The 18242-nt window shown below is 37.5% G+C and carries 19 protein-coding genes; 9 read left to right on the top strand and 10 right to left on the bottom strand.

The window, feature by feature from the left end; translation table 11 throughout:
• Window positions 1–18: 18 nt before the first annotated feature.
• From FC27_RS10890 to FC27_RS10880, 3 genes are all read right to left on the bottom strand, one after another.
• Entirely contained in the window at window positions 19–1482 is a 1464-nt protein-coding gene (locus FC27_RS10890; RefSeq protein ID WP_010624474.1) for a hypothetical protein, read from the bottom strand.
• A 472-nt stretch (window positions 1483–1954) separates the two neighbouring features.
• Window positions 1955–3904: an ABC transporter ATP-binding protein/permease gene (locus FC27_RS10885; protein ID WP_010624473.1), complete on the bottom strand. Its 1950-nt coding sequence runs from the start codon at window positions 3902–3904 to the stop codon at window positions 1955–1957.
• Between the two features lie 52 nt (window positions 3905–3956).
• Window positions 3957–4712, bottom strand: a complete 756-nt coding sequence (locus FC27_RS10880; protein WP_010624472.1) for a tyrosine-protein phosphatase — start codon at window positions 4710–4712, stop codon at window positions 3957–3959.
• Window positions 4713–4774: 62 nt separating this feature from the next.
• On the opposite strand from FC27_RS10880, the gene FC27_RS10875 reads away from it, so the two are divergent.
• From FC27_RS10875 to FC27_RS10865, 3 genes are all read left to right on the top strand, one after another.
• Window positions 4775–5542: a glycosyltransferase family 2 protein gene (locus tag FC27_RS10875; RefSeq protein WP_235699639.1), complete on the top strand. Its 768-nt coding sequence runs from the start codon at window positions 4775–4777 to the stop codon at window positions 5540–5542.
• A 141-nt stretch (window positions 5543–5683) separates the two neighbouring features.
• Window positions 5684–6013: a thioredoxin family protein gene (locus tag FC27_RS10870; protein ID WP_010624470.1), complete on the top strand. Its 330-nt coding sequence runs from the start codon at window positions 5684–5686 to the stop codon at window positions 6011–6013.
• 36 nt (window positions 6014–6049) lie between these two features.
• Window positions 6050–6319, top strand: a complete 270-nt coding sequence (locus tag FC27_RS10865) for a metal-sensing transcriptional repressor (protein ID WP_010624469.1) — start codon at window positions 6050–6052, stop codon at window positions 6317–6319.
• A 190-nt stretch (window positions 6320–6509) separates the two neighbouring features.
• Here the strand turns inward: FC27_RS10865 and FC27_RS10860 are convergent, their stop codons facing one another.
• From FC27_RS10860 to FC27_RS10845, 4 genes are read right to left on the bottom strand one after another with little or no spacing between them, the layout of a single operon-like run.
• The gene (locus FC27_RS10860) at window positions 6510–7415 is read right to left on the bottom strand and encodes an acetylxylan esterase (RefSeq protein WP_010624468.1); all 906 of its coding nucleotides are present in this window, start codon (window positions 7413–7415) and stop codon (window positions 6510–6512) included.
• 14 nt (window positions 7416–7429) lie between these two features.
• Window positions 7430–8938 carry a sodium:solute symporter family protein gene (locus tag FC27_RS10855; RefSeq protein WP_010624467.1) on the bottom strand — a complete coding sequence of 503 codons (1509 nt, stop codon included), beginning with the start codon at window positions 8936–8938 and terminating at the stop codon, window positions 7430–7432.
• Complete coding sequence (locus FC27_RS10850) at window positions 8935–10128, bottom strand: cation:proton antiporter (protein ID WP_010624466.1); 1194 nt, start codon at window positions 10126–10128, stop codon at window positions 8935–8937. Before FC27_RS10850 ends, FC27_RS10855 begins: the two co-directional genes overlap by 4 nt.
• On the bottom strand, window positions 10125–10871 hold the full coding sequence (locus tag FC27_RS10845; RefSeq protein ID WP_010624465.1) for a sugar phosphate isomerase/epimerase family protein: 747 nt from the start codon (window positions 10869–10871) through the stop codon (window positions 10125–10127). Before FC27_RS10845 ends, FC27_RS10850 begins: the two co-directional genes overlap by 4 nt.
• Window positions 10872–11284: 413 nt before the next feature.
• Here FC27_RS10845 and FC27_RS10840 point away from each other — a divergent pair, with 413 nt between their 5' ends.
• A complete protein-coding gene (locus FC27_RS10840; RefSeq protein ID WP_010624464.1) occupies window positions 11285–12157 on the top strand; it encodes an N-acetylneuraminate lyase in 873 nt (290 codons plus the stop codon).
• Between the two features lie 14 nt (window positions 12158–12171).
• Window positions 12172–12876, top strand: coding sequence for an N-acetylmannosamine-6-phosphate 2-epimerase (locus FC27_RS10835; RefSeq protein ID WP_010624463.1), 705 nt, complete (start codon window positions 12172–12174; stop codon window positions 12874–12876).
• Between the two features lie 53 nt (window positions 12877–12929).
• Here FC27_RS10835 and FC27_RS10830 read toward each other — a convergent pair whose 3' ends face one another.
• Window positions 12930–13751, bottom strand: coding sequence for a MurR/RpiR family transcriptional regulator (locus FC27_RS10830; RefSeq protein WP_010624462.1), 822 nt, complete (start codon window positions 13749–13751; stop codon window positions 12930–12932).
• Between the two features lie 82 nt (window positions 13752–13833).
• Here FC27_RS10830 and FC27_RS10825 point away from each other — a divergent pair, with 82 nt between their 5' ends.
• Window positions 13834–14715 carry an ROK family protein gene (locus FC27_RS10825; RefSeq protein WP_010624461.1) on the top strand — a complete coding sequence of 294 codons (882 nt, stop codon included), beginning with the start codon at window positions 13834–13836 and terminating at the stop codon, window positions 14713–14715.
• Between the two features lie 34 nt (window positions 14716–14749).
• Here the strand turns inward: FC27_RS10825 and FC27_RS10820 are convergent, their stop codons facing one another.
• The gene (locus FC27_RS10820) at window positions 14750–15196 is read right to left on the bottom strand and encodes an OsmC family protein (RefSeq protein WP_010624460.1); all 447 of its coding nucleotides are present in this window, start codon (window positions 15194–15196) and stop codon (window positions 14750–14752) included.
• Between the two features lie 209 nt (window positions 15197–15405).
• On the opposite strand from FC27_RS10820, the gene FC27_RS10815 reads away from it, so the two are divergent.
• Window positions 15406–16119, top strand: a complete 714-nt coding sequence (locus FC27_RS10815; RefSeq protein WP_010624459.1) for a helix-turn-helix domain-containing protein — start codon at window positions 15406–15408, stop codon at window positions 16117–16119.
• 57 nt (window positions 16120–16176) lie between these two features.
• On the opposite strand, the gene FC27_RS10810 is transcribed toward FC27_RS10815, so the two are convergent.
• Window positions 16177–16416, bottom strand: a complete 240-nt coding sequence (locus tag FC27_RS10810; protein ID WP_010624458.1) for a hypothetical protein — start codon at window positions 16414–16416, stop codon at window positions 16177–16179.
• 87 nt (window positions 16417–16503) lie between these two features.
• On the opposite strand from FC27_RS10810, the gene FC27_RS10805 reads away from it, so the two are divergent.
• Window positions 16504–16884 (top strand): YueI family protein, encoded by a 381-nt coding sequence (locus FC27_RS10805; protein WP_010624457.1) that lies wholly within the window; start codon window positions 16504–16506, stop codon window positions 16882–16884.
• A gap of 16 nt (window positions 16885–16900) precedes the next feature.
• Entirely contained in the window at window positions 16901–17884 is a 984-nt protein-coding gene (locus FC27_RS10800; RefSeq protein WP_010624456.1) for a ribose-phosphate diphosphokinase, read from the top strand.
• Window positions 17885–18242 lie beyond the last annotated feature (358 nt).

Genomic DNA, 18242 nt, shown 5'->3' with positions numbered 1-18242 from the left:
GATTTGACTTAGAGCCATTTAATGTTGCTTGGCATGAATCTTCCCCCCAATTAATTTGATGCTATTAAATATTGAATAGACTCCGAGGCCTGAAATTATTGCTAGAATTGGCACAAACTCAATCCGATACCGTCCCTGTACTTCAATAAATAATTGTATTACGACAAATGCTAAAAGAGGTAATAGCAACAAGAATATTCCATCTGTGTGATCAGATTTTAACAATGCGAAAGAACCTATCCATGAGAAAAGGATGATTGCTACTGATCCTAAATAACCAATCAATGTGATTTTATCGTAGTGTGTATTTGATATTTTTTTATTAATTTCAGTGAAATCAATCGCATTGATCCGCTCAGACCAAAGAATAGATATTTTTTGTTTGAAAAGTTCCAGCCACTTATCCCCGTGATTAAGATTAGAAATATGTTGTCTAATGACCGTTTTTTCCTTAGTATTTTCTTTTAGCCTACTTTCATTTAAATCAAATTGATTTACAAGATTTTGATCGTAAGTGCCACTAGATTCATAGTTTAGACCTGTTACAAACTTCCAGGAAGTGTCTCGATTTGATAAGCCATACTGATTTAATCCAGAGGATTTGATCAAAAGTCCTGCAAAATTGAATATAGCGAAATAAATACCTAAGATGATCAATAACCTCCAGAGAGAGTGGATATTGAATGAATGTTGACGAATTATTTTAAAAAAAACTGCAAATACAATAATTCCTGCAATGATTACTGGTCCAATCGGACGAATAATTGCTCCAAAACCTAATGTGAAGCCTCCGAGTATATATGACCAGTATTTATCTTTCAAAATCAAATAGAAAGTAACAAGGAAAAGTAGTGAACCTAAGTATTGATTATCAGCTTGTGAGTTTAATGCAAACCAGTCAAGATCAATTAGCAATAGGAAAACTGAGATTCTGGCAATCTTAATGCTATGGAAAATCATAGTTGATAATTTATAGACCATTATCAATGTCAATACTTGATAAAAAACATTCAGATACTGAATGGCAATAATATGGTAACCAAAAATTTTGATCACTAGCATTACATATGCCATAAATCCAGTTTGATATGCCCATTTAGCAAAATAATCATTGTCAAAAGCATAGAGCTTTTGACCTTTTAATACATCAGGAGCCCTGTACCAAAAATTACCAAAATCGCTGAGTTGTGTTCTAGGCGTTATACGGACCCAAAATAGAGCTATGACAATAAATATAAGGATTAAAACTATTAATATTAATCTATTGAGCCAAATTTTTTGATCAGTCATTTTATACAAAATATAGGAAATCAATAATATAAAGGATATTGCAATGATTAATCTCAATAAATAGTAGGTAGGTGAATTCGCGACATAGTTTTTAAATATATTGTAAATCATTAAGATAAATACAATTGATGTAAACAATATAGTGAATAAAATGATTCCCCAATTTACTAATTTACGAAAATTTACTCCCATTATAAAAAATTCCCCAATAATTAATATCAAATTATCAAGATAATAATATCATTAAATATGATTTAGTTCGAACAAATATGAATGGAACATATAAATAAAAGTGGAATAATTTTAATTATAATTTTAGTTCATCAAATTTTGAATCTTAAGGAAACCAATTCAATTAAAATAGTTGCTTTTTATGTATAGATTTTAATTTACAAAGTTCATAAATAATGATTAAAATAATATGTTTAAGATGTAAACAACCTAAGTAAAGAAAGTCCTGCGTCTATATAATATTTATTACTGAATCTTACTAATTTCAAAGATATTGACGAGTTGAAATGTTCTGAATTTGAAAGGTTCAACCAGTCTTTTTTTATCTATTTTAATTTTAGTCACAAAAATACCCCTAAAGTTACTGTAACTTTAGGGGCAAGGATTATGACAAAGCTCATTAAGGCTTTTTGCTTAAAATCTAAATGTAAAGTTATTCATCGGTCAAAGCGTCACGTGGATCCAATCTTGCAGCTCGATGCGATGGTGCTAAAGCAGCGATTAGAGAAATGATGACACTGACAGCGATCCCGAAGATTGCATTGCCAGGTGAGATATTGATGATTGAGGCATTAAAAGCATTTTGCGTGGCTGCGTTGGCCGCAAATTGAACTAGGTAGGCGATGATTATTGCAAAAATACCGGCGACTAATCCAATCAGGAATGACTCCGAAATGAACATGTTCCGGATATCCTTTTTCCTAGCACCAATGGCACGAAGAATACCAATTTCGTGAGTCCGTTCGGAAACGCAGATGTATAGGACAACAATGATCATAATAGCTGAAACCAATAGTGAGATCCCGGCGATAGCAGCTAAGACATTGAAGGCTAGTTTCAGATAAGTGTTCAACGAATCAAGGATGGCACCAGCACCAGTGATCGTGTAGGCTGAAACTTGCTTACCTTTGCTGTTGGTCGTCTTGAAATCTTTGACCTTGTCTTGGATGTCTCTGACATTGAAACTACTGTCAGCCGTCAGCGTAACGAAGTTTGGCTTTATTTCAACATTGTAATTGGAAGAAGAATTAGCCAGCGTATCATAGGTGATGGCAGTTGAACCGGATTTGATTATTCCGGAAATGGTTAATTTGTGTTTGACGTTAACAGACTTCTGGTTTTTATCTTGCGAAGGGATGTAAATAGTTAACGACTTGCCAATCAAGTTTTTGTAATGCTTGTTTAGTCTAGTGGCATCGGATTTTAGTAAGATGATTTCATTATTGCCTGGTTTGTGACCGGCAATGATATCCCCGGTTTTTTCAGTACCATTCCAAGTTTGGAAATAGGGGATCGAAATATTTTTCTTTTGATAATAAACTCGAGGTGCTTGAGCAAAATATGCTTTTTCAATCTTTTTAACGTGGTCGATCTTGGCAAATTTTTGCATATCAGCATCACTCATCGTTATCCCTGAAGTATTGGTCGAGCTATTGACTTGACTAGAAGCGACATTTTTCGTGACCTGGATCGCATTAGGATTGATCTGGCTCGACATTTGTTTATTGATATAGCCAGTGATCCCAGAACCAAGCCCCAGCATGAAGATGACGGCAAATATACCGATAGCTGCACCGAGGATGATCAAGATATTTCTTCCTTTGGTGTAAGTTATGTGGTCCCAGGCAAGTCTGAAAGTATCACCAAAACTTAAATGAGTGATCTTTTTATCACGACGAAATCCTTGAACGGGATAACTTTGGCGAATTATGTTATCAGAGTCGATCACTCCATTGGAAAGGTGAACGATTCTGGTACCGTAATTTGCCACCGTCTGTGAATGAGTAACAGCAATGACTAATTTACCTTCTTGAGCGATCTCATTCAAGATCCGCAAAACTTCAGCGGTATTTTGGGCATCCAATGCTCCAGTGGGTTCATCAGCAATGATGATATCAGGGTCATTGGCAAGGGCTCTAGCGATAGCCACACGTTGCTTTTGGCCACCAGATAATTGGTTGGGGTGTTTGTTGATATGTTCTGTCAGGCCAACTCTTTGGAGTAAGAGCTTGGCACGTTCAACACGTTCTCGCCGGCTCAGGGCAGACATTTCAAGGGGAACTAAGACGTTATCTAAAACTGTCAGATGGCTGACTAAATGAAAACTCTGGAAGACGAAACCGACAGTGTGACTGCGATAATTATCCATAGCTTTGCTGGAACCTTTTTTGAGCGAGCGGCCATCGACTAAGATGTCACCGTCAAATTGTGAATCTAGTCCACCGATGGCGTTTAAAAGCGTTGTTTTACCACCACCAGATTCACCTAAAATCGAAACAAATTCGCCCCGATCAAGATTTAAATTGATCCCTTTTAAGACAGGGAATTTTTTCTTTCCCAAGGAGAAGGATTTTTGAACGTTTTTTAGTTCCAGAAAACTCATAATTTCTCCAATCTTTAAATAATTTTTTTGATTATACTGAATTATAATGGTTTTATTGTTCTAAGTAAATGTTACGCAAGGTCTGGAGCTGTTGTGAGTCAACGCCTAAAGCCTGATTTAAATAATTATCAAAACTCCCATAATAGTGCTCGATAGCATCAAAAACAGATGTGATACTATTTAAATCAGCCTTAGTCATATTCATTTTATTGATGGCTTGATCGCCTTCGTCATCATTCAAGGTATCATTAAGGTCATCGAGATCTTGGTACATCAAATTAGTCAATAAATAGTCCTTGACGATGGTTTCATCATCGACTTGTAGAGCTTTGAGGATCAAGAGGGCACCGACGCCAGTCCGGTCCTTACCAGCAGCACAGTGAAAGAGGACCGATTTATCTGGCTTAGTATTATCAAGAAGTAACTCAAATAGGATTGCGTAAGATTGTTGAGCATGTTTATCTAAAACGATGCTTTGATAGATCTTACCTAAATAGGAATTGCTATCAGTTGGTAAAATATTTGCTAGATTTTCACCATTACCTTTGAGAGGATAGACAGGGTCAGCATACACATGATAAAAGTCAGCTTTAATATCAGGCCAAACTTGTTGCTCGTTCATTGAACGAAAATCTACCACGTATTTCAAGCCATAATCTTCTAGAAAATCTAAAGTTTTTGGCGTTAAATTGCTAATGTCGCCTGAACGTAATAGTTTATGATATTTAATTTTTTTACCTGTGGTAGTGGTGTAACCACCGAGTTCTCTTAAATTGATGGCACCATCAAGGTTGAGGATTCGTTTCATGCTTTTGCCTCCTATATTGCTAATCTTATGACTTTAGAAGTAAAATATTAATGGGTGATTTAATGAAAAAACTGTCAATAATTTTGTCGGCTTACAATGTCTCTGGATACATTACGAAAACTATCCAGTCGATAGCTAATCAAACCGTTCATGATTTTGAAGTGATTGCCGTCGATGATCATTCGACTGATGACACTTTGGAAATTTTGCAGGCTTTTGAAAAAAAATATGCCTGGTTGCGGGTTGTTTGTCATGCCCAAAATGCTGGCGTTTCGGCAGCAAGAAATACTGGTTTAAAACTGTCGCACATTGAATTTGTCACTTTTGTCGATGGGGATGATTGGTTAGAACCGAATTACGTCGAATATTTTATGAATATTTTCCAACAACATCCTGATCTTGATTTGGTCAGCTGTGGTTTTTTCATTGATACTAAAAATGGTAAGAGCAAGCCACAGACGGAAAAGAAACAATTAGGATTGGTCGACCGTGACAGTGCCATTAAACAGATCATCAAGGTTAGTGGTAGTGTCATGGGCTACACTTGGAATAAAATGTATCGACGTTCGGTGATCGAAAAAAATCAATTGAGCTTTTTGACGGACTTAGCATTGATGGAAGACCAATTGTTCAATGTTGAATATGCCACCGTTGCTCGTGGTTTTTATTTGACTGATACACCGCTTTATCATTATGTTTCCCGAAAAGACAGTATCACTAAAAAATTCGATATGGAAAATGCTAAAAACATTGGAGTAGCGACGATGAGGGTATATAAGACCATTCATCAAAATGCCAAAGATGAACGTGAAGAAAAAGAAGAATCTTAAGCAGCTGATCAGACGGTCGGCTGTTTTTGCATCTACGGTTCATTTTAGCAAATATTGAGCAATTAATATGGCATGAGCAAAAATATTGTCATTATATACCGTAGGGGGTATGGTAGGACCATAAGTTATGGAGGTAATATCATGGAATCAAACGTAAAAGAGATTCACGACAACAATTATGAAGCAGAAACTAATACTGGTGTTACTATCGTCGATTTTCGTGCCGACTGGTGCCCACCATGCAAAATGATGGATCCTATTTTGAAGTCACTTTCAGCCAAAGATGAACTAGGGGACAAAGTGAAGTTCACATCAATGAACGTTGACAATGATCCACAAACAGCCGGACAATTGGGTGTTCAAGGAATCCCAACATTTTTGATCAAAAAAGATGGTAAGATAGTAAACAGATTAGTAGGGGCAAGACCTAAGGACGCCTTTAGAGCCGAAGTTGAAAAGTTTATCGACTAGTTTAAAAGACACTTAGTATGCCCTAGGAGGTATCAAATGTCACAAGAAGTAGATAAATCAACTAGCGATAAAATCAGGCTCCGTCTCAAAAAATCTCATGGCCAACTAGATGGCATTATGAAGATGATGGATGACGAACGTCCCTGTGAAGACATCCTCGTCCAATTGTCGGCCGTAAAATCGAGTATCGATAAAGCAATGAAATTAATCATTGCCCAAAATATTCGTCAAAGCGTCCCAAATGTTGCCGATGAAGATATCGATAAGTTACAGCACTCTTTAGATTTATTATTAAAAACTAAGTAAGCAAAAGAACCTAAGTAGAGAATAAATCCTTTACTTAGGTTCTTTTTTGTAAAAAAACAAGCTACCGGAGGACGATAGCTTGAGTTTTATCCTTATTCTTTTCGATCAAAACTAGTTTGGATTGAGGAGTCGCTCACTTGAGTCTTGAATTGGATCGTAGAATTCGTTAGCCAGTTGAAGATGTCATCATTTACCTGTACATGCATCTCTTCATGTGGAGGTGGAGCTCTTTTTGAGCTGAGATGCGGTTATACATTGCAAATTGCGTTGAAGGGAAGCAGACTTGATCTTCTAAACCGGTAAATAGTTTTAAGGGTGAGGTAATTCGGTGAGCCATATTTTTGATGTCAATATACGATAAGGTATTTAAGATTTGATCTTCAGTTTTATGCAAAGGATCAGAAAACTTAAAATAACGAAAAAGTTCATCATATGGTTCGTCTTTATTACCAATTGTCAAGACTCGTTTAAAATCGGAAAGGAAAGGATAAATGGCGGCAATCTTTTTGATCCTTGGGTTTAATGCAGCCGCAACGATCGATAAGGCCCCAGCTTGAGAGCCGCCATATGCGCAAAGATCATGTTCGTTAACAAAACTTTGCTTGGCGATAATCTCTATTAATGAGTAAACATCGAGATAAATTTTTCTAAAAAAGAGATTCTCTGGTCCGTCGATGGCACCACGAATGATCTGACCTTTGACGGTATTGCCGTCATAAAATTGATTGTCGTAAGATTTACCAGATTGTCCACGGACGTCCATAGCGATTACGCCATAACCGACTGCTGGAAATTTCAAGAGATCTGACCAATCGGGTGATTGGCCCATATAGCCATGAAAGGTGAAGACCGTACTGGCCGATTTACTTTGTTTGGGAAACAAACATTTAGCATAAATTTTGGCTTGATCAAAAGCTTCAAATTTCAATTCGTAACAGTTGATATTTGGTAAATTGAAATTCTGAGGAGTTAAGCTGTACTTTAAGGAGGATGGCACTAGAGCTAATTGCTGGTCCCAAAATTCATCAAAATCAGCTGGTACTGCCTGGCTTCCGGTATAAGTTTTCATTTCTGACAGTGGCATAGGATCAATCATAATAAATTACCTCGTTAACTTTTTACGTAAGTTTCTTTAACGGTTGAGGCTGTTAGGCCGACAACATTATGAACATATTTCTTTGGTGCAAAGAAGCTGATCAAGTAAGTAAAGATAAATGATGTAATAAAGGCAACTGTGGCAACGATAAGTGACGAATCACTATTTTGTTGAACAAAGACAGTCGCAATCACACTTAAAATTAACCCAAGAACAGCTCCAAAAGTATTGGAACGTTTGGTGAAGATCCCGGCAGCAAAGATACCAGCAATTGGGACACCGAATAGACCTGTAACGGTCAAGAATAGATCCCAAGTTTTAGATGCATTACCGATCAATAGATAAATCGACATACCTAAGCCGAATAATCCTGTCACAATGATAATGATCCTGGCTAAGGTAACATCTGAGATGCTCTTGAGACGATGATTAAAGAAACGTTGTTTGAAGTCAGTCACGACACAAGAAGAGATGGCATTCAAACTTGAAGCAATCGTTGATTGAGCAGCAGCAAAAATAGCAGCAATTACTAATCCAGCGATACCAGCTGGAATTCTGGTAACAACAAAGTAAGGCACGATGGCACTAGTATTGAAGCCGTGTGGTAAAGTACCGACATTCTTGTAGAAACTGAAGAGGACGGTTCCCATTCCGAAGAATAAAGGAATTGTGATCAAAGCTAAGAAACCATTTGTCCAGAGAGATTTGTTAGTTTCTTTTTGAGTTGCAGTAGTTTGGTAACGTTGAACAACGTCTTGACTACCAGTGTATTGATAAAGAGTATTGAAGAACTGACCTGCAAAGATCAACGGGATGAATTTAGTCAGATCGCCAGGGTTCCAGTCTTTAACAGAGAAGAATTTGTCACCAGAAACGGCATCACTGACGACCGTTCCGAAACCACCCTTGATTGAGACGATTCCGACAATGATGATCAATAAAGCACCGCCAAGTAGCAACATACCTTGGATAACATCGCTCCAGATAACACCTTCAATACCACCCAGAAATGTATAGATGATACAAAGTCCACCAACGACACAGGCAATCAAGATTGGATTGATATTTGATACTGAAGTAATAGCAATGATTGGTAGATAAATTACGATAGCAACACGTCCGATGTGATAAAGAATGAATAATAAACTACCAATGACTCGCATTACGGGGCTAAAACGTTCTTCCAGATATTCATAAGCTGTGGTAACTTTTAATTTTCGGAAGAATGGGACATAGTATTTGATCAAAATAGGGATGATCAAGAAGATACTTAGATTTCCGACACTATAAGCCCAGTCGTTCAAAAAAGACTGTTCAGGTGTCGACATAAAGGTAATCGCACTTAGAGTTGTGGCATAAATACTAAAACCAGCAGCCCAAGCAGGGATGGAGCTTTTTGCTTTGAAGAAAGCATCAGTATTTTTACTGGCTTTCTTGGTAAAATAAACACCCACGCCGAGCATCGCTACCAGATAAACCAGTAAAACGACCCAGTTGAGCGTTCCAAAACCAACTTTTGTCATAATTTCACCTCATTAATTGAATCATTACTGTATTGTTGAGTATTTGTAGAGTGTTGAATAAAGATTTTTAAAATAATTGGTGCAATGACCGTTGTCACAACAGTGACCAAGATCATGGCCGTGTAGTGATTTTGGTCGATCAAACTGGCTTGAAAAGCCACATTAGTGACAACTAGTGCCATTTCACCACGGGAGATCATACCCGCACCGACGATGTTGGCTTCAGACCAGGTCAAGTTGAATAATCTGGCTCCTAATGAGCCTCCTAGTTGTTTGCCAATGATTGCAACAACGACTAACAGGCTGATGAATAAAATGTCGTGCTGTAGTCCTTTGAAACTGATGTTTAAGCCGATGCTGACAAAGAAAACGGGAATGAAAATCGCATAACCGATCGGTTCGATCTTTTGGACGAGGATGTCTTTGTACTTAGTTTCAGAAAGAGCGATCCCAGCAAAATAAGCACCCAGAACATCACTCATACCAAGAGCTACCGCAATAGCGGCAAAACCGAAACATAAAATAACAGCAGCGGTAGCATAATTTTCACTAGTATTTAATTTTCCAAAAAAGGACATAAATTTCGGTACAAAATATTTTCCTAAAACTAACATCAAAACGAAGAACAATAACTTAGTCGAGATCATCAACCACATCGGTTGACTAGAACTAGCACTATTACCAAAGAGTGCCACGCAGATACCTAATAAAATCACGCAGATGATATCGTCAGCGACGGCAGCTCCTAAAATAATTGCGCCTTCTTTAGTGTTCATTTTTCCCATTTCCTTTAAAACTTGGACCGAGATACTGACAGAAGTGGCACTGAGAATCAAGCCAATAAAAGCAGAAGTCGTCCAAGGAAAATCAAACATCCAGGCACAAAGTCCGGCTGCTGTGAGCGTTGGGAAGATAACACCCAAAATGGCAACTGTTAAAGCGGGCCTCCAGTATTTCATCAACAACCCTAGATCACCTTCGAGTCCAGCAATGAACATTAATACGATCACACCAATCTCGGAAAAATACTGAATAAAGGTCGTACCAGTTAAGATGTGAAGCACTGCAGGTCCAGCTAGTACACCGACTAATAGCTCGCCGATTACGCTCGGAAAGTTGAGCATGTTGGATAAATGAGCACCAATCTTAGTCAAAATCAAAATCAAAACCAGTTGAACTAGATAACTCATAATTCGACTACACTGTCATCTATAACGCTATTAACTAGTTCAATTTGATGGAGCAGATTTTGACTAGGGATGTCATATTCCAAAAAAATTGGAACATCAGTGGCTATTTTTTTGACTAAGTTGCGCCAATCGGTGGCACCATTGTCCAGCATGACGGTCTGTTTGTTTTTGATATCTTTTAAGTGAAAAACAGAAATTTGATCGACTAAGGAAGTCAAAGCAAGCGTCGGTGTTTCATAGATCCAATACCAATTTCCCGAATCGAAAGTATAGCCTACTGGGATTTTAGCTTGATGAATCTTGGTGAGATCCTTTTGGAAGGCCTCGATCGTACCGTTTTCGTTCGGTTCATTTTCGATTGTTACCGTAACTTCGTATTGCTCTAGTAAAGCCTTTAATTCTTTTAGTTGTTGATCGGTGATTTTCGTTAAATCACCTTTGCTGATCTTGAATTGTTTGATGTGATATTTATTGGCCATCTGCAAGTAAATAGATAAATTAGGATTAACTTGGTCGATTTGGAATAATTGTTCTGGGATCGAATAGAAGAATCCCCAAGCATTGTTATTACAAAGGACCTTGATCTGTTCTAATTCTTTTGCTTCAGTAGCTTCATCGAAAAGTTCTCCCCGAACTTCAATGTTGTCTATTGGAAGCATTACTAAATCTTGAAGACATTCTGATTGGCTTTTGCCATTTTTGATGTCATGAAGAAAGACAGCCGTATTAACTGAAACTTTCATATTTTTCTCCTCTCAAAACAAAAAAACCGTCACCAAAAAATGTGCCTAAATACACTTTTTAGTAGCGGTTAGAATGATTGGGATAGCTATTACGTTGAACAATATAGCATGTAAAACGATAATTGTAAACGCTTACTATGAAAATCGTTAAAAATTATCATCATATTTCTAAAAGCTTCATTAAAAGTCCCCATAAATTTTTTTTACGGTGTCTTTTTTTATATTTTCTAGTCGGATGAAGATTCAAATTATTTTTAAATTTCTCTAAGCATTGTGGTTACTATTATCAGCCTGTAATATGAAAATGATTATCGTAAATCGATATTGAAATATTAATTATTGCATTGTATATTAATGGCAGCGGTAGGGGATTGGAAACTATTACAAAAATATATTCATACGAGAGGAATACCATGAAAAAATTATATTCAGCATTAATGACTGCCTTCAATGAAGATGGTTCAATCAATGAAGCAGGAACTAGAGAAATGATCCGTTACAATATCGACGTTAACAAGGTTGATGGACTTTATGTTGGCGGTAGTACTGGTGAGAACTTCTTACTATCACCTGAACAAAAAAAGCAAGTTTTCAAAATTGCTATTGATGAGGCAAAGAGCGACGTTGACTTGATCGCCCAAGTTGGTTCCTTAGATCTCAATGAATCAAAATTCTTAGCAAAATTCGTCACGGACCTTGGATATCCTAAAATTTCTGCTGTAACACCTTTCTACTACAAATACACCTTTGAAGAGATCAAAGATTACTACAATGAGATTCTCAAAGGCGTTGATAATAAATTACTTATTTATTCGATTCCAGCTTTGACAGGTGTGGGACTTTCAATTGAACAATTTGCTGAGCTGTTTGAAAATCCTAAGATCATTGGTATCAAGTATACGAATGCTGATTTCTACTTATTGGAAAGGGTTCGTAACAAATTCCCTGATAAATTGATCTTGTCTGGTTTTGATGAGATGCTCTTGCCAGCCTTAGCTCTAAACGTTGATGGCTGTATCGGTTCGACTTATAACTTGAATGCCCCACGTGTTCGTGCTGAAATGGATGCTTTTGATGCTGGAGATATTGATAAAGCTCGTGAATTACAAAAAGTAAGTAATGATGCGATCACAGCATTGATCCAGAACGATATTTATCCTTCATTGAAACTTGTTTTTGAAGAAATGGGTGTCCATGCCGGATTTACTAAAGCTCCAATGGCTAAGCCAACCGATGAAATGCGTGCCGATGCCAAGAAGATTTATCAAGACTACTTTAAAAAGTAAGAAGCGTGAATAAAATGAAAAATGATTTTTTAAAGAAAGTTCAAGGCCATTTGATTGTGTCATGCCAGGCATTGGCTGGAGAACCATTGCACAGTTCATTTATCATGTCACGAATGGCTCGAGCAGCTAAACAGGCAGGATCAGTTGCTATTAGATGTAATTCAATCGTTGATATTCAAGCAATTCAGGATGAAACACATTTACCGATCATTGGTTTGAATAAGGTGGATTATGATGATTCGCCAGTTTATATCACACCAACGATGAAGGAAATGCGCGCCGTCGCTAGTACCGGAGCTGAGGTTGTAGCCTGTGATGTTACAGGTCAAAAAAGACCTCATGACGAAAAACTAGCTGACATCGTTGACCAAATGCGCCAAGAATTTCCTGACACATTGTTGATGGCCGATACAGCAACCATCGAAAACGTTCAAGAAGCGGAACAATTAGGCTTCGACGTCATCGGAACGACTATGCACGGCTATACACCTGATACTGACGGGATGAACGTGGCCGATAATGATTTCCAGTACTTGAAGGAAGTTTTAGCAGCTACTAGCAAACCTGTCATTGCAGAAGGTAAGGTCGACACACCCGAAAAGGCTAGTCGATGCATCGAACTAGGCTGTCACGCAGTCGTGGTCGGTGGAGCAATCACACGTCCACTCGAGATTGCAGGAAAATTCATCAAAGCAGTCAATAACACTGTGAAAGCATAAAAAAAGAGCTCAGCCAGTTTTTACAGTCAAATCTGTAAACTTGCGAGCTCTTTTTAATTATTATTGCGAAATTTATTGTCCATCACAACTTCAACCGTACGGCTTAAACGTTGTTTAAAGGTGTCGTTTTCCAATAGTAACGTGGTGATAATATCTAAGACATAGGTCATAGCAAATTGCGAATTGATAAAATGAGTGTTATCGATGAAATCACTATTTTTAACTAAAATCGGATAGTCAGCCAGATTAAAGAGTGGACTAGTTTTGACGCCAGTTATAGCGATTACTTTAGCATGATTCTTTTGAGCTAATTCAGCTGCTTCATTTAGGTCATTAGTATTACCCGATGATGAAAGAGCTAAAATGACGTCATCTTTTTGAATGATGCCACTAGTGATGTACATGATATGGCTTTCTGTCATCGGATAGGCAGTAATACCCATTCTGATCAGTCGTTGAGCCATTTCCTGAGCCGTGTAGCCAGAACTGCCAATACCGAAAACGTAGATCCGCCGACAATTAGAGATCAATTTAACAACTTGATTCAATTCTGCTTGGTCGATTTTTTCAGCAGTGTCACCAAGGACATCTTTGTAAAAGGAAAATACTTCATCAGCAATCGATCCTTTCGTGATCTCTTTAGTTTGCTTGGAGTCACTGCTAGCCAATTTGAGCTTTAAGTCATAAAAATCATGACAGTTCATTTTTTTAACAAAACGAGTGATGGTCGCATTACTGACGTTAACCATCTTGGCTAAAGTCGAGATATTCATTGTTTGGACATCCTGAGGATTTTGGATGATTTTTAAGGCAACTTTTCTCTCCTGACGAGATAATGAAGGAATCACTTCTTCAATAAGTTTCAAAATATTCATATTTTTGCCTCGAGTCTTTTCTTACAATAATAAGTATTAGAATTCATAATTACAATAATAATTACTGAAATGGGGTCATAACATGTCAAAAAAATTTTTGGCGTTCGATATCGGCGGGACAACCATCAAATATGGGTTGATCGACCAGCAATTGGAACTGTCTCATTGTAGCAAGGTTCCGACAGAACACAATAAGGATGGGCACATCATCACCTCGGTCTTGGACATTACTCAAAAGATGCTCGCCCAATTCGATGTTTTGGGGATTGGTGTCAGTACGGCTGGGATCGTCGGTGACCACGGAGAAATCATCTATGCTGGACCAACTATTCCCAATTATCAAGGAACCCAAATCAAGCAACAGCTTTCACAATTGACCAGATTACCGATTTTTGTCGTCAATGACGTGGATGCTGCTCTTTTAGGGGAAGTGGTCGCTGGTGTTGCCAAAAATTGTTCATCCGCCTATTGTGTGGCTTTGGGAACTGGCATCGGTGGTGCGTATTACAACGGTGGCAAGCTATTCAGTGGTTCGCACTCCTTTGCTAATTCATTAGGATACACCTTATATGACGAAGCAGACGACAGCAATTATGAACAACGTGCGTCAACTTTGACCTTGGAGAAAAACTTGCAGCCATATGGAATTGGTGTTATTGATGCATTTGCGCAAGCAAAAAGTGGGGATACAACCTGCTTAAAGGCTATCGAAGATTGGGCCTATCAAGTGGCTCGTGGATTAGCCAATATCGTATTGTTGTATGACCCAGCTAAGTTAGTCATCGGAGGTGCGGTATCTCAACAAGGGGATTTCTTGCTGGATATTTTAAGAAGGCAGATGCAAAAATTGATTCCTGAAGGTTTATTTGCCACTGAGTTGGTCACTGCAAAATTGACTAATCAGGCTCAACTTTTAGGCGCAATTTCGAAATTCGTTGATAATTACGATCATTCACAAGTTTAAAGTAAAAGGCACGACTGGTTGGTCGTGTCTTTTATTATTTAACGTAAGTTTTAATAGCTGTATCCATCTTTGGCGTATGTTCCAAAGTGTTGTGAACGGGACAAATGCTGTTAACGAAATCGACAAAGTTTTGAATTTCTTCATCGGTATTGTCAGCGTCAATAAAGAAGGTTGATTTGATTTCGGAAAATCCTTTGGGAACATTAGGATTCTTGCCGGAGAAACCATCAGGATCAAGAATACCTTCTTCTTCGACTTTTAACTTATTTAGTTTGATACCTTTAGCCTTAGCAAAAGACTTAGCAGCGATGACTTGGCAAGCTCCCAATGAGTTCAACAATAATTCGACTGGGTTCATACCTTTATTAGTTCCACCCGAACTTTTCGGTTCATCGACGGTGATCTTAAAATCGCGTGTTTCTGCCGATACTTCACAGCCATTGATCGAAGTCACTGTTGCATTGAATTTAGTATTAGCCATAATTGATTCCCCCTTGAATTTGTTACTTTTACTATAAAATTAGCTCAATTTTTGGGCAAATAGGGGCTTGTTTCTTGATAATTAAAAAACTGTCCAGTTTGTTTCTTAATGGTAGAATTAAGACAGTTGTTTTAATGTAACCGTTAATAAAACGGTTAAATGTGAATGATTAAGACGAAAAATCATATTTTAAGGAAAGAAGTGTTGGTATGGCTCAGGTAAGTACTTTAGTGGGACAAAAGATCCGTAATTTCCGCAAACGAAAAAATCTTACGCTGGAAGAATTTGGTCAGCGGATTTATAAAAGTAAGGCTACTTTATCGAAATACGAAAGTGGCGAGATAAAGCTTGATGTCGATACCTTGTATCAGATTGCTGGGGCCTTGGATGTACAAGTCAATCAATTGATGCCAGACTGCGCTTCTGTCGTTAACAAGCCAATCGACCGTAATAAATGGCTCAATCGGCAAGGAAAACATACGCGCATGTATAGTTACTTTTATTGTGGAGTCTCAAATTCAATCGTCAAATGTGTGATTGATTTCGAAAGTATCCCCGGGACTGATCAAGAACAAAAGATGGTCTTCTATAAAAACGTCAAGAATTTTCAAGAGTATCCGATCTGTGAAAGTATCTATTATGGTCGTGTCGATTATTTTGAAGGCGTGACGAATATGTATGGTCAAAATATAGATTCGAAGTTAGACCACATCCAAATCAGTATGTTGGGTTCTTATATAGAGACTCAATATAAATTTGGTATCATGTCGGGGATATCAGCTAAGCCGATTATGCCAGTTTCGATCAAAATGATGTTTTCCAGTCAACAGATCAATGACGAGGAAGAATTGAACAAGCTCTTGAAGATATCCAAAGATGATGTTAGATTGATGAAATTGAACAATATGTTCACGGTCATCTAAAAAAGCCCAATCACTTAGGTGACTGGACTTTTATATTGGGCTGATTAATTGTACATTTTAAAGTTTTTTCTTAATATGATAGGGAACAACGCTTTTGTCGGTATCTTTTACGCCTGACTTTTCGTCAGATGCAAAATATACGGCGAAGCTCTTTTTATTCGTCGCATCTTCGGCGATAATTAAGGATGATTCGTAAGGATCTTTTGCCTTATATATTTGCGCACCACGAACAGCTTCTCCGAAATCCCGTGAATTAGCTATCGCATCTCCTGGGTTGAAAAATACCATTTCATCCATGATCAACACATCCTTTCGTTAGGTATATTATACAATTTATTGGACCTGAAGTGGTAGTTATTTAAGAATTTCTGAAAGGGGTATCATATGAGCAGTGTTGAAGACTACATCAAGAAGAACGTTTTTGGTAAGCCACAATTAAAACCAGACGAGCAAAAAAAGTTTTTAGGAAATTTTGCGGAACGTGTGGCAATCGCCTTAACAGTGGCTCAAATCAAAAATGAGTCCAACTTGGCAACGGTAGAAAAGATTATGAAAAGATATCCATCATATCATTTATACCTGAATGGAAAAATTGATGGATATTTAATGGACGAATATCTTCAATTAAGTGTAAAATTGAATTATAAGTTTACCATCGTCATGCAGGCCCCGGTCAGAAATGGTCAAAAGAAATTGACTGACAATGACATGGGCTTAGTTATTGCCGATGAAAGTAAACCCATCAATTCACCCGTAATCTTATAATTTTTTGGAGGAAAATATGTCTAATAAACCATTAGATAAAATTGCTTTACTCGCTTTAAATAGTAACAAGCCAGTAGCAGAACGTATCTCAAAGTACATGGGGATACCGCTTCTGGATGCCTCAGTTTCACATTTCAGTGATGGTGAGATCAATATTCAGATCAATGAAAGTATTCGTGGAAAAGACGTTTACATTGTTCATTCAGTTTCAGATCCAGTTAATGATAATTTTATGGAGTTAATGATTGCCGTTGATGCGCTGAGACGTGCAAGTACTCATCAAATTACTTGTGTTTTACCTTACTTTGCATATACTCGTTCGGATCGTAAGTCACGTGCCCGTGAACCTATTTCAGCTAAGCTATTTGCTAACATGCTTGAAATGGGTAAGGTTGACCGTGTTATTGCTTTAGATATGCATGCTGAACAAATTCAAGGTTTCTTTGATATTCCTGTTGATCACTTACGTGCTATGCCAATTTTTGCTAGTTATTTCAGAGATACAATCGACGAACCTAGCGATGATGTTGTTTTCGTTGCACCTGATCACAATTCAACTAAACGTGCCCGTGCATTAGCCGAAGTGTTTGGCTCACAAATTGCCATCGTTGACCAACGTTCCACTGAAGACGATAATGTTGTTCCAAACATCATCGGTGAAGTTGAAAACCGTGTTTGTGTCATTGTTGATGACTTGATCGATACAGGTACAAGAATGATCAATAGTGCTCACGCATTAAAGGCTGCTGGTGCAACTAAGGTCATCGGTGCGGCAACGCATCCAATTTTCTCAGAAAAAGCTACTTCACGTCTCCAAGATTCAGATCTTGAAGAAGTTGTTGTTACTGATTCAATCGTTGTTCCTGAAGATTGTCTCTTTGATAAATTGACTATCTTGTCAGTTACAGGCTTAGTCGGTGATGCAATTGAAATGATTGAAAGCGATGAATCAATCAGTTCACTCTTTACAGAGCGTGATGGTTATACAAAATTAAAATAATTCGATTCTTTAAAAGCCAACATTCATTTTGAATGTTGGCTTTTTTTGGAAAAAAATTTATTTTTTGGCAATCGGTTGAAACGCTTGATAATGTTGACTTAGAGTGACATAAAATGAATTTTGCAACAGCAAAGTAACAAAAAATTAATTTACTTTTAATGTAATTACAATTAGTATATTAAACATAACCATCATCCGATGATTTGCTAAGCAATCATTGGATAGGGGATTATGACACACAATATGCAATAATATCAATGTAAGACCATTTATTTAGTAATTCCTCCCAAAAAAAATAATATCTTATCAAATCTAATTGATTTAGTGTCATAATTTTTGGGCTCTAAGTCAAATCGTA

The organism is Companilactobacillus versmoldensis DSM 14857 = KCTC 3814, from assembly GCF_001434295.1.
Lineage (GTDB): Bacteria > Bacillota > Bacilli > Lactobacillales > Lactobacillaceae > Companilactobacillus > Companilactobacillus versmoldensis.
Note: the sequence above shows the minus strand (reverse complement) of the source record. Positions and strands in the feature narration are given on the sequence as shown.

Bases quoted from the DNA above. Each gene is read 5' to 3' on its own strand.
- FC27_RS10825 (WP_010624461.1), top strand. From the start codon at position 13,834: ATGTCAAAAAAATTTTTGGCGTTCGATATCGGCGGGACAACCATCAAA.
- FC27_RS10885 (WP_010624473.1), bottom strand. From the start codon at position 3,904: ATGAGTTTTCTGGAACTAAAAAACGTTCAAAAATCCTTCTCCTTGGGA.
- FC27_RS10865 (WP_010624469.1), top strand. From the start codon at position 6,050: ATGTCACAAGAAGTAGATAAATCAACTAGCGATAAAATCAGGCTCCGT.
- FC27_RS10870 (WP_010624470.1), top strand. From the start codon at position 5,684: ATGGAATCAAACGTAAAAGAGATTCACGACAACAATTATGAAGCAGAA.
- FC27_RS10860 (WP_010624468.1), bottom strand. From the start codon at position 7,415: ATGATTGATCCTATGCCACTGTCAGAAATGAAAACTTATACCGGAAGC.
- FC27_RS10810 (WP_010624458.1), bottom strand. From the start codon at position 16,416: ATGGATGAAATGGTATTTTTCAACCCAGGAGATGCGATAGCTAATTCA.
- FC27_RS10830 (WP_010624462.1), bottom strand. From the start codon at position 13,751: ATGAATATTTTGAAACTTATTGAAGAAGTGATTCCTTCATTATCTCGT.
- FC27_RS10835 (WP_010624463.1), top strand. From the start codon at position 12,172: ATGAAAAATGATTTTTTAAAGAAAGTTCAAGGCCATTTGATTGTGTCA.
- FC27_RS10805 (WP_010624457.1), top strand. From the start codon at position 16,504: ATGAGCAGTGTTGAAGACTACATCAAGAAGAACGTTTTTGGTAAGCCA.
- FC27_RS10875 (WP_235699639.1), top strand. From the start codon at position 4,775: ATGAAAAAACTGTCAATAATTTTGTCGGCTTACAATGTCTCTGGATAC.
- FC27_RS10880 (WP_010624472.1), bottom strand. From the start codon at position 4,712: ATGAAACGAATCCTCAACCTTGATGGTGCCATCAATTTAAGAGAACTC.
- FC27_RS10890 (WP_010624474.1), bottom strand. From the start codon at position 1,482: ATGGGAGTAAATTTTCGTAAATTAGTAAATTGGGGAATCATTTTATTC.
- FC27_RS10815 (WP_010624459.1), top strand. From the start codon at position 15,406: ATGGCTCAGGTAAGTACTTTAGTGGGACAAAAGATCCGTAATTTCCGC.
- FC27_RS10850 (WP_010624466.1), bottom strand. From the start codon at position 10,128: ATGAGTTATCTAGTTCAACTGGTTTTGATTTTGATTTTGACTAAGATT.
- FC27_RS10840 (WP_010624464.1), top strand. From the start codon at position 11,285: ATGAAAAAATTATATTCAGCATTAATGACTGCCTTCAATGAAGATGGT.
- FC27_RS10845 (WP_010624465.1), bottom strand. From the start codon at position 10,871: ATGAAAGTTTCAGTTAATACGGCTGTCTTTCTTCATGACATCAAAAAT.
- FC27_RS10800 (WP_010624456.1), top strand. From the start codon at position 16,901: ATGTCTAATAAACCATTAGATAAAATTGCTTTACTCGCTTTAAATAGT.
- FC27_RS10855 (WP_010624467.1), bottom strand. From the start codon at position 8,938: ATGACAAAAGTTGGTTTTGGAACGCTCAACTGGGTCGTTTTACTGGTT.
- FC27_RS10820 (WP_010624460.1), bottom strand. From the start codon at position 15,196: ATGGCTAATACTAAATTCAATGCAACAGTGACTTCGATCAATGGCTGT.